The organism is Vibrio sp. 10N.261.52.C2 (assembly GCF_041471425.1).
GTDB lineage: Bacteria > Pseudomonadota > Gammaproteobacteria > Enterobacterales > Vibrionaceae > Vibrio > Vibrio crassostreae_C.
On sequence record NZ_JBFROH010000045.1, the window covers coordinates 119,858 to 133,920 of the forward strand.

Consider the following 14,063-nt stretch of genomic DNA (forward strand, 5'->3'; position numbering starts at 1 on the left):
TGTACAGTCTATAAAAGGAAGTTTAGATTGGTAGAACAAAAAGACAGCTGGCTAGGTTGTGTTGAATGGTTATGTGAGCATTTTAATGTTCGCAGCCATCCTTCCAAAATAGTGTCTGGCCTACCTTTAAATGAAGGAAGGCTCAATGAATCCCTTTTCCCAAGAGCCATTGAGAAATCGGGGTTAACGCTGAGCCACGTTAAAAAAGAATTATTGAATCAATGTCAGTTCCCTGTTGTTGCTGTTGAGTCCGCGACAGGGTCTCCTCTTGTCGTAACCCAAAGCTCCGTTGGCGACTTTCAAGTATTGAATTGTGAATCCAACTTAAGCCAACAAATTCTCCTTAAAGACTTAGTCATTAAAGTGGATGCATTTGTTTGGCAAGTGGGTGCTCAAGCGCTTGATGACGCCCGTGTTCAGGCACATGAGCGCAATGACAGTAAATCCAACACCCGTTGGTTGTGGCGGGTGGTCAAAGAAGTGAAGCCTTGGTATCGCGATCTGTTTATCGCTTCGTTCTTGATCAACGTGCTTGCGCTAGTGGTTCCGTTATTTACCATGAATGTGTACGACCGTGTTGTGCCAAACCAAGCGTTTAACACGCTTTGGGTATTAGCAGCAGGCGTTGGTATCGTTGTTATTTTTGATTGGGTATTGAGAAGCTCACGAAGCTCTGTGACTGATATGGCTGGGCGCTATATTGATAACAAGTTGTCTTCTCAGCTGTTCTCGAAAGTCCTTGGTATGAAGCTCGAAAATCGACCTCAATCGGTAGGCGCATTTGCCAGACAGCTTCAAGACTTCGATAGCGTGAAAGATTTCTTCACTTCTATCTCGTTAGTCACTTTAGTCGATCTGCCATTCACTTTGTTATTCCTACTGCTTATCGGCTGGCTCGGTGGCGCAATGATGTTCATACCTGTCGCGATCATGCTTGTTTTGATTGTGCTGAGCATCGCGATGAAAGGCAAGGTCGAGAAAACATTCGATGAAACCGCACGTCTCTCGACACAAAGACAAGCCCAGCTGTTTGATTGCTTAACAACCCTTCCGGATATCAAGCAAAACAATGCTGAGGGTATTACCCAGAAGCGTTGGGAACAGACGATTTCGTCGCTCTCTCAATGGCAGACTCAATCTCGTCATTACTCCAATATCGTGACGCACTCTATTCAGTCCAGTCAGCAGATCGTTACCATCACTCTGATCATCTTCGGCGTGTATCAGATCTCTGAAGGCTTGCTGAGTATGGGTGGTTTGATAGCCGTTGTGATGTTGAGTGGGCGCGCTGCAAGTTCGGTGAACCAGCTTTCTCTTCTATTGCTGAGGTTCCAGCAAACACGTTCGGCCGTTGAAGGGCTGAATCAGATTATGGAGCTACCTCAGGAAGAGTCCAAACACCAAGTTATCGACAAAGGAGACTTTGATGGTGGGGTTAGGTTAGATGAAGTGACGTTTACTTATCCAGAGACTCAAAGCCCTGCATTAAAGGAGATTTCCCTAGAGATCAAACCGGGTGAGCGAGTTGGTCTTGTCGGTGCGGCAGGCGCGGGTAAAACAACTCTACTATCGATTGTTGCGCGCCAGTATTTGCCAACAACAGGACAAGCTTTCTATCAAGAAATCGATGGGCAATTATGGCCAACCAGCGTTCTGCGTAGTGGCATGGGTTGGGTAGGGCAAACCACTAATCTTATTTTTGGCAGTGTTTACGACAACGTTACGCTTGGTGCGACCAACGTTGATGAAGAAAAGCTAAGACAAGCTCTTCAACAGTCGGGTTTGAATGGTTACATGGGGCGCCTAAGCAATGGCCTTGAAACACCTGTCGGTGAGGGTGGTCGGTTACTTTCTGGTGGTCAGCGCCAAGCCGTTGCCATTGCGAGAGCTCTGTATCGTTGTCCAAAGTTATTGATCATGGATGAGCCCACCAGCGCGCTAGATAATCAGGCCGAGATTCAGTTCTTTAATGCACTTCAAAGTATGCCGAGAGAAACCTCAATGCTAATCAGCTCCCATAAGTCTTCATTCTTGATGATGTGTGATCGAGTGATTGTATTGGATAAAGGTCAAATCGTGGCAGAAGGTGAACCTAAAGAAATTCTCTCTTTACAGAAGAAAAGTGTACCTAAAGGTACGAGCCGGTTTAAGACGGTATCTGTGGTGAAGGGAGGTCGTCATGAGTAATGATATTCAATGGACCAACAACCACTTAGCATTCCGCTCTCGAAAGCTGATTTGGTTGAGTGCTCTACTCATTGTATCAATTATCGGTTGGGCTACGTGGGCAACATTAGAAGAAGTCGTGATCGGTGAAGGTAAAGTCGTTCCAAGTCTTTCGGTGCAAACCATTCAGAGCTTAGAAGGTGGACTGGTTCAAGAGATCATGGTGCGACAAGGCCAATCTGTAGTGAAGGGGCAACCTCTAGCTAAGTTAGAAGACACACGTTTTAAGGCGGCGTTTTTAGAGTCGGCTCAACAAGCGGATACCTTGCTTGCTCAGCAATTAAGATTAAAGGCTGAGCTGTCGACGGTCGTTTTAAATAACGATGCGAAAGAGTGGTATGAGCGAGTGGTCTTGGTGCCTCAAGATATTGCGGTTGATGTATCAAGCCACCCTGCGTTAATGAATGCCAAGGCGAACTACCGAGAACGTTTAGGACAGTTGAAGTCTGAACTGGAAGAGGCGGCACTTCGTATCGAGCAACAAGACCAAGCTCGTGTCGATACGTTTAACAATATCCAGACTCTTGAAAGCAGCCTCGAGATTGTGATTCGTGAGCGCAACATGCTGAAAGACGTGGTAGCGAGCGGTGCTGTTGCGGAAGTTGAGCTACTTAAACTCAACCGTGATGTAGTCAAACTCAAAGGTGATATTGCTAGCTCAAAAGTAGCAGCGCAGAAGCAGATAGCTGCCTACTCAGAGTCGATAGCGGATCATCGAAGTATCGCTTTAGATTTTCGTACCAAAGTGCAAGGCCAGTTGAATGAAGTGGCGAGCAAGATAGCGCAGCTGAACGAAAGCCAGCAGGCGATTGCCGACCAACTCAAGCGTACTGAAATTGTCGCGCCCGTTGATGGCACAGTCAAAGAGATCTTTGTGCGTACCATTGGTGGTGTAGTTCGTCCCGGCGAGCCGATCATTGAGATCATTCCATCAAACAGTGACCTGATTGTTGAAGCGAGAATCTCTCCGCAAGATATTGCGTTTGTTCATAACGGGTTAGGTGCAACAGTGAAATTCACGGCCTACGATTTCGTCATTTATGGCGGACTTAAAGGCGAGGTGATTTACGTGAGTGCCGACGCCTTACAAACGGAAGACGGAAACGCCTATTATCGTGCCCATATTCAGTTAAACGAAGACCAGCAACAAAACTCTGCCTTTAGCATTATCCCAGGGATGCAAGTCGCGGTCGATATATTAACCGGAGAGAAAACAGTATTGAGTTATTGGTTAAAACCTATTTTACGAGCTAAGGAAAACTCACTTCGTGAACGATGAAGTGGGTTAAAGCATAAATATAAAAGGAAGTGTAATGCATTCAAAATTCTTACTCTCTTCTTGCTTGCTAATGAGTGGGCTGTCTCAAGCAGCTTCATTAGAAGAGTCCGTGGCCTTTGCCATCGACTATAGCCCAGAGATATTGGCGCAATACTCCCGATACCAATCGGTGGTCAGAGACGGAGACGCTGCGAGTGGTTTGTATATGCCGCAAGTGAACTTGTACGCGGCAGCAGGCTATGAAGAGACACGCTACAACAGTGGCAGCAAACTCGATAGCGATGATCGAGGCCTAACGAGAACGGAAATTGGCGTTAAAGTATCCCAGTTACTATTCGATGGTTTTAAAACGACCTCGAATGTCGATCGACTGACGTTCGAAGCGGAAGCTGAGCGTCTAACTCTGATTTCGCGAGCTGAAAACCTATCGTTAGATGTGGTGAGAAATTACCTCGATATCCTCAAGGCAGAGACGCTACTTGAACTGTCTAAGCGTAATGTAAAAGAGCACCAAGAGATCTATCAAGATATCCAAGATAAAAAGAGCAAAGGCTTGAGTAGCAACTCGGATCTGGCTCAGATCTCCGCCCGTGTTGCGACGGCGCAATCTTCACTAATCGCCGCTCAGAACAACCTGTTTGATTTGCAAACTCAGTATCTACGCTTGGTTGGCAAACCTGCGGTGAACTTGGTTTACCCCCGGTTTGATTACGCTCTATTACCAAGCTCAGCACAGGTCGCACTTGAACAAGCTGTCGAGAATCACCCTGAAATCAAAGCCTCTTTGCTTGATATCGACGCGGCTCGTAAAGAGATGCGCCGCGAGAAAGGGGATTACTACCCAGAACTAAAACTTGAGCTTCATGCCAATAAGAATGACAACGTATCTAACCCGCCAGGCGGTGTCGATGAAGATGCACGTATCATGTTGACGATGGATTATGACCTGTTTAATGGCTTCTCTACCGACTCCAGGGTTGAATCGTCAGCTTGGCGAGTGGAAGAGGCAAGGGCGATCCGATTACGAACAGAGCGTGAGGTTCGAGAAGGTACACAACTGGCTTGGAACGCTTACAAAATGCTTGAGCAGCAAAAATCCTTACTTCAACAGAATGTTGATGCAGCGAAAATTGCAGAGCTTGGCTATATCCAGCAATTCAATGTTGGCAGACGAAGCCTTCTTGATGTACTGGATGCAAAAGTAGAAGTGTTTTTGGCTCGAAGAAACTTCATCAGCACTGAATATGATCAAACGTTAGCGGCTTATCGAGTGTTAAATGCGATGGGTATGTTGACGTATGCGTTGAGGATTGAACATCCAGAAGAGTGGCAAGGGGAGAATAAGTAATGAGATATTTTAAACTAGCGCTACTTAGCTCTATCTTGCTAATGGGATGTGCAGAAACGCCTGATACGACAATGACACGCCACCAAATTGATGACTTAGCGGATAGTGACCGAGATGGTGTGATTAACCAGCGAGATCTATGTGCCGATACGCCAGAAGGTGTAACGGTAGACATTAAAGGGTGTGCCAATTGGAAAATTGTCGAAGACGTTGAAGTATTAAGTGTGGCATTTGATTTTGATAAGTATGACCTTAAACCTGATCATACCGCTGTATTAAATGAGTTGGTGCGTTTACTAGGAGAGCAGCCTGATGCTTCGGTTACCTTGGTCGGAGATACCAGTGCTGAAGGTACAAACGTGTATAACAAAGCATTGGCCAAGAAAAGAACTGGCGTGATTCGAGACGCATTGATTGATAGAGGCATCAATGGTGAGCGTATCTTCGAACAAGAGTTTACTCAGATAACCAGCTTAACTCAGCACCTTCACAAGCGTAAGCGCAGAACGATTGCGGTGATTAAGACAGAAAGCATGGAAGTGAATCCATCTTGGAACATCTTCACTTCAGAAATGCAGCTCGATAGTAATAGCGATGTTGAGTCTAAAACGTCGATTGATCCAGTAGGAGGCCAGTAATGAAACGTCTATCGAATAAATCGGGCTTACTGCTTGCTGCTGTACCTATGTTGTTTTCTGCATCGACGTTCGCGAATGATGCCAGTGACATTGGTTTGGTCGCGATTGAGCCGAATATGCAGGGGCTTGTAGAAGATCTGCTTAAGAGCCAAGAGATCGACTTAGAAATCTTGTTGAGTGACAGCGTCCCAGAACAGATGATCATGCAGCGCTCGCGTGTTGGTATCACTTCCAAAAAGTGGACTGACAAAGAGATGGCTAGGTTTGATATGCGTTACGGTTATAGGCCAACAGAGCTGATGTTTACCGCTGACGTGATTGCGATTCTAGCCAATGAAAATAACCCTGCGACATCAATCACCGTCGCTGAATTAATTGATGTGTTTGGTTGTTCTAACGATCCTAAACATCCAAAATGGTCAGCAAGTAGTGATATTCGTAACGGTGAAAGCCTAGATACTCATATGTTGCCCTTTGCCATTGATCACAACCTGAAAGGCCATACTACCTTTTCAAGTTGGGTCGAATGTGGAACAGAAGGAGAATATGCCCATACTCAGTTCTTAGCGGATTTACCTGATCTGATTAATAAGATTGAAGACGAAGATGCCGCCATTGGTTACACCGTTTACTCAGATCAGATCTCTGATGTGAAATGGTTGAGCGTGGTTGATAACCTAGGTGTGAACTACGACCTAAACAAAGAAACGATCCTCTCTGGTCGTTACCCGTTAGCAACGGTTTATTACATGTACTTGAATATTCCAGCGCATCGCAAAGGCTTTACGGAACAAGAGGAGTTCTTTGTTGGGCTTACCTTGTCACAAGATCATCAAGGCGTGTTGAACCAATACGGTTTCATCAGTTTACCGCCAGAAGCTATTCAACGTAACAAAGTGAGATTGTCGCTTGAAGAGCCTGCTATTGAAGGTGGCTATAAGTAATGGGTATGACATGTTGTAACTGTTGTGGGAGAGTGATATTCTCTCTTTCGTAATGGTTCTCAACGTGACGGATTACGTTATTCGGTGATGAAATTATCTAGCGGGCATGTATGCCCGTTTTTTTTCGCCTAAAATTTGCGACTCGAGCAGTTGTTTGTCGTTTGGTCACGTATAATGGACACTTCATATAGCGCTAAATAAGCCCAGTCGATGAAAATCTTTCAAGTTCTAATCTTGCCTCTAATGCTGTCCCTCAATGCTATTTCATTTTCAGCGCAAGCAACCGAAAGCTGGTGGCTAAGAACAGTATTTAACAGCAGCCCAAGTCTGCCGAATTCTCAAAACTATATTAATGATATCGAGTTGATGGATTGTGGTGAGATCGAAGGTACTTTGTTGTGCAGTGACTTAACCCAATATTACGACCTGGATGTGTATGTTGAACTGGAGTTGGGGGACTCAAGTGTCGAAACGGTTCGCTTAAACCTGCCATATTCGGACCTAAGTTACACAAAGCTTCAGGCATACCTTCGCCAAGATGGCTTTGCTCTCAGTTCAATTCGTATTGGTGAAGATGAATTCGATGTTACAGCTCAACTCGAACAAGCTCGAAATGAAGGTGTTGGTTTCGATAAGGTGGATAAACAGCTGGTCGAATTCATCAACGCGCCTCACGGTTCAGCAGAGCAACTGAGTGTGTGGAATGTGCCTAGCTTATCTTCTTCTAGCTCTACTTCTCCTTGGATTCAGTTACAGAGTGATGGTGACAACTTAACGGTTGAACTTAATCGTTTTTAATTGCTCAAATTTATAGATAGTTTCGTTATTTATTAGGCTAAACAAGCCTTTCAGGAGAACGGCTCGCGGGCAGACAGCAAGTTATAATTCATTTAAGTGTTCGTTTTTCTGCGGCTCTCACATTTTTAATAAGCGTTTAGCTTTGCCATTTGTTATACGTTGAGCCTTCGGTAAAACGAGCTTAGGATACGTTCAGTATTGATAAAGGAGACAACCCATGGTTGCAAGAGTAACGATAGCGCCACAAGGCCCAGAACTTTCTGAGCTGGTGCAAGGATACTGGCGTACAGCAGAGTGGGGCATGACCCCGCAACAACGCCTGACTTTCCTGAAGCAACATATTGATCTTGGCATCACAACTGTTGATCACGCGGATATTTACGGTAACTACCAATGTGAAAAGTTGTTTGGTGAGGCGTTAGCGCTTGAACCAAGCCTTCGTGATGATATTCAAATCGTCACCAAGTGCGATATCAACCTATGTGGTGACCACACTCCAGATCGTAAGATCAATCACTATGACACCAGCGCGCAGCATATTTACCAATCAGTAAATAACTCATTAGAGCACTTAGGTGTTAACGATATCGATGTATTGTTGATTCACCGCCCTGACGTGTTAATGGATGCCGATGAAGTAGCAGAAGCGTTCGCAGAGCTACACAAAGTAGGTAAAGTTAAGCACTTCGGTGTTTCTAACTTTTCACCGCGTCAGTTCGAACTGCTTCAATCTCGACTCGGTAAGCCGTTAGTGACCAACCAAGTTGAAATCAACCCATTGAACTTCGAAGTGGCTCATGATGGCACGCTAGATCAACTGCAGATGAACCGCATTCGCCCGATGGCGTGGTCTTGTCTCGGTGGTGGTAGCATCTTCAGTGGTGATTCAGCGCAAGCGGTTCGCGTTCGTGATGAGCTAGAGGCGATTCGTCAAGAAGTCGGTGCAGACAGCATTGATCAAGTGATTTACGCTTGGGTTCGTCGTTTACCATCTAGTCCAATTGCAATTATTGGTTCTGGTAAGATTGAGCGTGTGAAGACGGCCGTTGATGCACTGAAAATCGAGCTGACGCGCGAACAGTGGTATCGCGTATGGGTGGCATCTAAAGGTCACGGTGTGCCATAGAAAGCAATTCGTATAGAAGTCAAAGCCAGCTAAGTAAGCTGGCTTTTTTGTGTTCGCCTAACATGTTTCTCCAAAACTGTGATTAAGGTGGAATAATTTTCAAAAACACTCATAATGCACTCTGTTTTTCACCAGTTGGATATTTCCATTGAGCACTTCAAAATTCTCTTCAATCGCCCTTAAACCAGAGCTTCTAAATACGTTAGATTCTCTTGGTTATACTGAAATGACGCCGATCCAAGCGTTAAGTCTTCCTACTATCCTAAATGGCAAGGACGTTATCGGTCAGGGTAAAACGGGTTCAGGTAAAACAGCTGCTTTCGGTTTAGGCGTGCTGCAGAACCTACGCGTTAAGCGTTTCCGTGTTCAGTCTTTAGTGTTATGTCCGACTCGTGAGCTTGCAGACCAAGTAGCAAAAGAGATTCGTACTCTTGCTCGTGGTATTCACAACATTAAAGTGCTGACACTATGTGGCGGTATGCCAATGGGCCCACAGATTGGTTCACTAGAGCATGGCGCACACATTCTTGTGGGCACACCTGGTCGTATTCTTGATCACCTAGAGAAAGGCCGCATTGACCTGTCTGAGCTGAACACACTTGTGTTAGATGAAGCGGATCGCATGCTAGAGATGGGTTTCCAAGACGCTTTGGATGCTGTGATTGAAGCGGCGCCAAAAGAACGCCAAACTCTGCTATTCAGTGCGACTTTCCCTAAACAGATCAAATCTGTTGCAGACCGCATTATGCGCAATCCAGAAATGGTGAAGGTTGAATCAACACACGATCACTCAAGCATCCAACAACACTTCTACAAGTTAGAAGGTTCTGAAGCTCGTGATGACGCTCTAGAGTTGCTGTTACTTCATCACCAACCGGAGTCTGCGGTTGTGTTCTGTAACACTAAGAAAGAAGTGCAGAACGTAAACGATGAGCTAAGCCACCGCGGTTTCAGTGTTATCGAACTTCATGGTGACATGGAACAGCGTGAACGTGACCAAGCTTTGGTTCAGTTCTCAAACAAAACCATCTCGATTCTAGTGGCGACAGACGTTGCGGCTCGCGGTCTTGATGTTGATAACCTAGATGCTGTGTTCAACTTTGAATTGTCTCGCGACCCTGAAGTTCACGTACACCGTATTGGTCGTACTGGCCGTGCAGGAAGCAAAGGCGTAGCGATCAGCTTTTTTAGTGAAAAAGAGATGTACCGTGTTGCTCAAATTGATGAGTACATGGACATGCCAATCGAGCCATCTGAACTGCCAGCAAAACCAATTGCTAAGCCGTACTACTCAAACATGGTTACCATCCAAATTGATGGCGGTAAGAAAGCTAAGCTTCGTGCTGGTGATATTCTTGGCGCACTGACGGGCCAAGGCGGCATTGATGGTAAATCAGTAGGTAAGATCAATCTGTTTGCAATGCGTGCTTACGTAGCGGTAGAAAGATCTGTGGCTAAAAAAGCACTGAACAAAATCGAATCAGGTAAAATGAAGGGTCGTCAATTCCGCGCCCGAATCCTGAAGTAATTCGAGACTGAATCCCTTTGCTGCGATATGTCTAATTAACGACATTGCTAATTAATGGCATTGCAGTAAAGGGTGTTCCACAAAATGCCACTTAAGTTTCTTATCTTAGGTTTATCGACCTAGTCCTCTATACCAAAGCATTATTCATCGGGTCTTATCGAATAAAGATCGTTGATATGTTTTCCTTCGCTAAGATACCAAGTCATCGCTTCCTGTCGATTGTGAACCAATATCGTGATTGTGGTTATTGAACCATCATCAAAATAACAAAGCTCATATTCTAAATCGCTTGGATGATCAGGAATAGCGGCCATAGCTTCCCTCCCAAATATCAATCATTTTAAATACGTCAACCCAACTCATTTATAGGGTTCGTATCACGTCAAATGAGTAATAAAATCAAGTCACATCACTGCCATTAATTATTTTTAGTTTAATCATTTGCCTAAATAGCTAGATTAGCAAGTTTGGGTCTCAATTTATCTCAAAGTTCTTACGACCACTGTTTATTAAGACTACTTTTATAAGAGCTAGAATTAGCGTTATAAAAACTGGGCTAACCTTAAAGGGATGAGTTAATCGGTTTGTGGCTTTGTTGAATGTCGTGAGAGGGTAGAATGAGAAAGTGCCGGTGGTTAGTTTTAGTGATCTGTTTTCTATTTACTGGGTGCGGGACCAAGTTCGCCTATAACAATATAGGTTGGTTTGTCGTTAGCTATATAGAAGATTTTGTTTCCCTCTCAAATAGCCAAGAATCAGAGCTTGAAGAGCGATTAGATATATTACAGAAATGGCATAAAGAAACTCAGCTACCTCTGTACATCTCGCAATTAGAAGCGATTCAAAACGTAGATCGGTCGGATATGAATCCCGCTTTTATTGTTGGCCAAAGTGAAGAAACGAAAGAGCATATTCGCACAATCGTCAATAAGTTCGCTCCAGATATTTACGCCTTGAGTATGCAGCTTAGCCCTAAGCAAGACAGGGAGTTTTTAAAGAACTTTCGTGAAAAGCAGCAAGACTATTATGAAGAAAGGTTGTCGTTGAACGATGACGATTCGAGAGAGCGATACCGAAGCAGAATAGAAGAGCGTGCAGAACGGTGGTTGGGTTCAGTATCGAAAGAACAAAAACAGATTATTTTGGCTTGGTCTAAAGAGTGGGTAAATACCAATAGCAGTTGGCGACAATATCAAAACAACATCTATGAAGAGCTAACGACGCTGATGGCAAAGAAGAGCGATCTGCATATTGCTCAGCCAATTATTATGAAGTTGCTTTTAAACAATGAAGCTTATTATCCTGCTGAACTTGAGCCGCAGCTTAACCAAAATATGGAAACATCAGCCAAGTTTTTAGTAGATATGGCCGCGACCAGCAGTAACAAGCAGTGGGCGTATTTTATGAATGAGTTAGAAAGCCTCAAAGGAACGTTGGAGTCATTGCAAGAGTAGAGCGTTCTTTTTAAAGGCTAGCGGTCATTATCGAGCTAGCCTTTCATCAAACTGAATTTCGGAACCTAACCCCTGTTGCTCATCAGTAGTTTTGGAATCGAACCTTTGGCTGTCCTAGATATTTTCTGCATCAGTTGAAAGCTTGGCTGTTGAATGCCGTGATCACTTTGCAATTCATCAATCATCAATAACCACAACCTTGCTGTCATTTCTGAATCGGCTAACGCTCTGTGGAAAGTACCGTCGTTGTCGATATTTTTGAAACGCACAAGGTCGCCTAGCTTATGAGTTGGTGCGTCTTGGATTAGCCGACGAGCAATCAACATTGAGCATGCAAACTGTCCGTTGTAATCACGCCCTATATCGTCTAATTCTGCGTCGAGAAAGCGTTTATCAAACGATGCATTATGAGCAACAAGCTGACTGTCTTGAATAAAGTCTGCAAACTCATCCATCACTTCACTGCAACTGGCCGCGGTGTTCAGCATGCGGTTAGTAATGCCGGTGTAGCTTTCAATGAAGCCACTCACACGAAACCCTGGATTCATGAGTTGTTGGAAGGTGTCGACGACTTCGCCGTTAACGAGTTTAACCGCACCGATCTCAATCGCTCGGTCACCCATGTTTGGTGATAAGCCTGTGGTTTCGAAATCGAGAACGATAACGGAATCTGCGGAGTTTGAAGCCATCGTGTTTCCTAATTGCTGTTTGGTAGTATCGCTTTATATGGGGCGTTTGGTGTTGCTATGGGTCAATCAGTTATTTGCTAGTGCCGATAGTAAGTTCAGTGTAACCCGTCGAATCGTCGTGCTCTCTGCTGAAGGTCAAAGTATCGTAGCGGTGAACGATAAGTTCAGTGGTGGTTGCGATAATCGTCCCTTCAAGCAAATGCCCACCAATCACGTTGCCATTCTCATCAGCAACGGATATATGAACATGCTGGTGGTTTGGGGTTAGCGTCGCCATAAGAGACACAATTTCGAACGGAGCTGTGATTAGCTTGGTGTTGTTCGCATTAGCTAAACGAATATTGAGTTGAGAGACACAACCGACACAAGATGCGATAGAGCCTGCCGAGATGTTGTGTGTGGTCACTAACCTTTGGATCTCAAGCTTTAGGTCTTGGCCGCGGGTTAATCTCGTTGCGATAGGAGTAATCATCTCATACCTCTGTTTTATCTGTGTATCAAAGAACAAAACGAAGCCGCATAGGGCTTCGTTTTATTTTCATTTTGGCTAATGCGACTTTTCTTTTGGTTAATGCAACTTTGCATTTTCTGTCGCTGAAATTACTTAGTCTTGTTGCTGTTCTCTTTTCTTCTTAGGAACGAAGTTCAATACTGAGATTGGCACTTCTTTGCGTGGTTCGAAACCTTCAACAACGCGACGTTCAATCAAGTGACCCAGACGCTTTTCAATAATGCACAGGTTTTTGAAGTTATCTTTTGATAGGAAAGAGATCGCTTCGCCAGATGCATCAGCACGGCCTGTACGACCAATACGGTGAACATAGTCGTCCGCTGGGAATGGCATGTCGTAGTTCACTACGCGGCTTAGGTTGTCGATATCGATACCACGAGCAGCAACACCCGTCGCGACTAAGTATTTTAGGCGACCTTTCTTAAAGTCAGCCAAGATTTTTTCACGAATCGCTTGGCTACGTCCACTGTGGAAAGCTTCCGCTTGAATACCACGTTTCTCAAGTTGAGCAACCAACTTAGCCGCGCCGTGCTTGGTTTCGATAAAGATAAGCGCTTGGTCCCAGTTACCTTCGGTAATCATGTGGCTCAATAGTGCTGACTTACGGTCTTTATCTACCGTTACCAACCATTGCTCAATGTTCGCTTTAGACGCATCAGTCTTGGCAATCGAAATCTCTTCCGCTTCACTGATTGCACTTTTCGCTAGTGCACGCACTGGCGTTGAAAGCGTTGCCGAGAACAGCAGGTTTTGGATGTCTTGTGGTAGACGCGCGATGATCTTGTTGATGTCTTCAATGAAACCCATGTCTAGCATGCGGTCAGCTTCATCTAGAACCAGTACTTCCACTTCATCAAAGTGAACGGCACGTTGTCCGTACATGTCGATCAAACGACCTGGTGTTGCCACAAGAATATCCACGCCTTCAATAAGACGATCTTTCTGGTGTTGGTAAGACACGCCACCGTACATCGCTAGTGATGTTAGGTTTAGGAACTTCGCGTACTTAGTGATGTTCTGTTCAACCTGAACTGCCAGCTCACGCGTTGGTGTCAGGATAACTGCGCGGATACGTTTTTTACGCTGCGTTTCACCTTTGCTTAGCATTTCTAAGATAGGGAGAACAAAGCTCGCAGTTTTACCTGTACCTGTTTGTGCTGCAGCAATAAGGTTCTTACCAGAAAGAACAATCGGAATTGCTTTTTCTTGAATAGAGGTTGGCTTTTCATAGCCTTGTTTTGCAACGGCTTTAACAATAGGTGAGCTTAATCCAAGCTTGGAAAATGGCATAAGTTTCTCGGTATGATTTGGCTAAATAGCGATGGAAAGGTTTAACAATCTTATACAAGGATAAGATTAATGGCGGCATTCTACCATGTTGCTTGTGTACCGCTAGTAACATAGACACTTTAGTTGGATAATACTGGCTCAATAGCACAACGATAAGGCAGGAATGTAGAGCAAATAGCAAATCCGGTGGAGGATTAATCTCCCACTTATTTTTGGTTCATCGCGGCTTTCC

13 protein-coding genes are annotated in these 14,063 nt (G+C 44.7%); 9 read left to right on the forward strand and 4 right to left on the reverse strand.

Annotated elements, in window-relative coordinates; translation table 11 throughout:
* Window positions 1-27 precede the first annotated feature (27 nt).
* The 8 genes from AB4307_RS17400 (at window position 28) to dbpA (ending at window position 9,887) form a co-directional block, all read left to right on the forward strand.
* Complete coding sequence (locus tag AB4307_RS17400) at window positions 28-2,187, forward strand: type I secretion system permease/ATPase (protein WP_372132771.1); 2,160 nt, start codon at window positions 28-30, stop codon at window positions 2,185-2,187.
* Window positions 2,180-3,505: an HlyD family type I secretion periplasmic adaptor subunit gene (locus AB4307_RS17405; protein ID WP_017059471.1), complete on the forward strand. Its 1,326-nt coding sequence runs from the start codon at window positions 2,180-2,182 to the stop codon at window positions 3,503-3,505. Before AB4307_RS17400 ends, AB4307_RS17405 begins: the two co-directional genes overlap by 8 nt.
* 34 nt (window positions 3,506-3,539) lie before the next feature.
* Entirely contained in the window at window positions 3,540-4,853 is a 1,314-nt protein-coding gene (locus AB4307_RS17410; RefSeq protein ID WP_372132774.1) for a TolC family outer membrane protein, read from the forward strand.
* A complete protein-coding gene (locus AB4307_RS17415; RefSeq protein WP_372132776.1) occupies window positions 4,853-5,491 on the forward strand; it encodes an OmpA family protein in 639 nt (212 codons plus the stop codon). The genes AB4307_RS17410 and AB4307_RS17415 overlap by 1 nt, the downstream gene beginning before the upstream one ends.
* The gene (locus AB4307_RS17420; RefSeq protein WP_372132779.1) at window positions 5,491-6,435 is read left to right on the forward strand and encodes a PstS family phosphate ABC transporter substrate-binding protein; all 945 of its coding nucleotides are present in this window, start codon (window positions 5,491-5,493) and stop codon (window positions 6,433-6,435) included. Before AB4307_RS17415 ends, AB4307_RS17420 begins: the two co-directional genes overlap by 1 nt.
* Window positions 6,436-6,645: 210 nt before the next feature.
* A complete protein-coding gene (locus tag AB4307_RS17425) occupies window positions 6,646-7,233 on the forward strand; it encodes a hypothetical protein (protein ID WP_017071598.1) in 588 nt (195 codons plus the stop codon).
* Window positions 7,234-7,450: 217 nt separating this feature from the next.
* Window positions 7,451-8,359 (forward strand): aldo/keto reductase, encoded by a 909-nt coding sequence (locus tag AB4307_RS17430; protein ID WP_017064347.1) that lies wholly within the window; start codon window positions 7,451-7,453, stop codon window positions 8,357-8,359.
* A gap of 148 nt (window positions 8,360-8,507) precedes the next feature.
* Window positions 8,508-9,887 (forward strand): ATP-dependent RNA helicase DbpA, encoded by a 1,380-nt coding sequence (gene dbpA / locus AB4307_RS17435; RefSeq protein WP_017064348.1) that lies wholly within the window; start codon window positions 8,508-8,510, stop codon window positions 9,885-9,887.
* A 140-nt stretch (window positions 9,888-10,027) separates the two neighbouring features.
* On the opposite strand, the gene AB4307_RS17440 is transcribed toward dbpA, so the two are convergent.
* Window positions 10,028-10,201 (reverse strand): hypothetical protein, encoded by a 174-nt coding sequence (locus tag AB4307_RS17440; protein ID WP_017064349.1) that lies wholly within the window; start codon window positions 10,199-10,201, stop codon window positions 10,028-10,030.
* Window positions 10,202-10,504: 303 nt separating this feature from the next.
* Between AB4307_RS17440 and AB4307_RS17445 the strand changes: the two genes are divergently transcribed.
* Window positions 10,505-11,341 (forward strand): DUF6279 family lipoprotein, encoded by an 837-nt coding sequence (locus AB4307_RS17445; protein ID WP_372132781.1) that lies wholly within the window; start codon window positions 10,505-10,507, stop codon window positions 11,339-11,341.
* A 65-nt stretch (window positions 11,342-11,406) separates the two neighbouring features.
* Here AB4307_RS17445 and AB4307_RS17450 read toward each other — a convergent pair whose 3' ends face one another.
* The 3 genes from AB4307_RS17450 to AB4307_RS17460 all read right to left on the reverse strand — a co-directional run bounded on the left by AB4307_RS17450 (window position 11,407) and on the right by AB4307_RS17460 (window position 13,831).
* Window positions 11,407-12,030, reverse strand: coding sequence for a 3'-5' exonuclease (locus AB4307_RS17450; RefSeq protein ID WP_371721935.1), 624 nt, complete (start codon window positions 12,028-12,030; stop codon window positions 11,407-11,409).
* Between the two features lie 70 nt (window positions 12,031-12,100).
* Window positions 12,101-12,502: a PPC domain-containing DNA-binding protein gene (locus tag AB4307_RS17455; protein ID WP_371721934.1), complete on the reverse strand. Its 402-nt coding sequence runs from the start codon at window positions 12,500-12,502 to the stop codon at window positions 12,101-12,103.
* A gap of 132 nt (window positions 12,503-12,634) precedes the next feature.
* Complete coding sequence (locus tag AB4307_RS17460; protein ID WP_017064352.1) at window positions 12,635-13,831, reverse strand: DEAD/DEAH box helicase; 1,197 nt, start codon at window positions 13,829-13,831, stop codon at window positions 12,635-12,637.
* Between the last annotated feature and the right edge of the window lie 232 nt (window positions 13,832-14,063).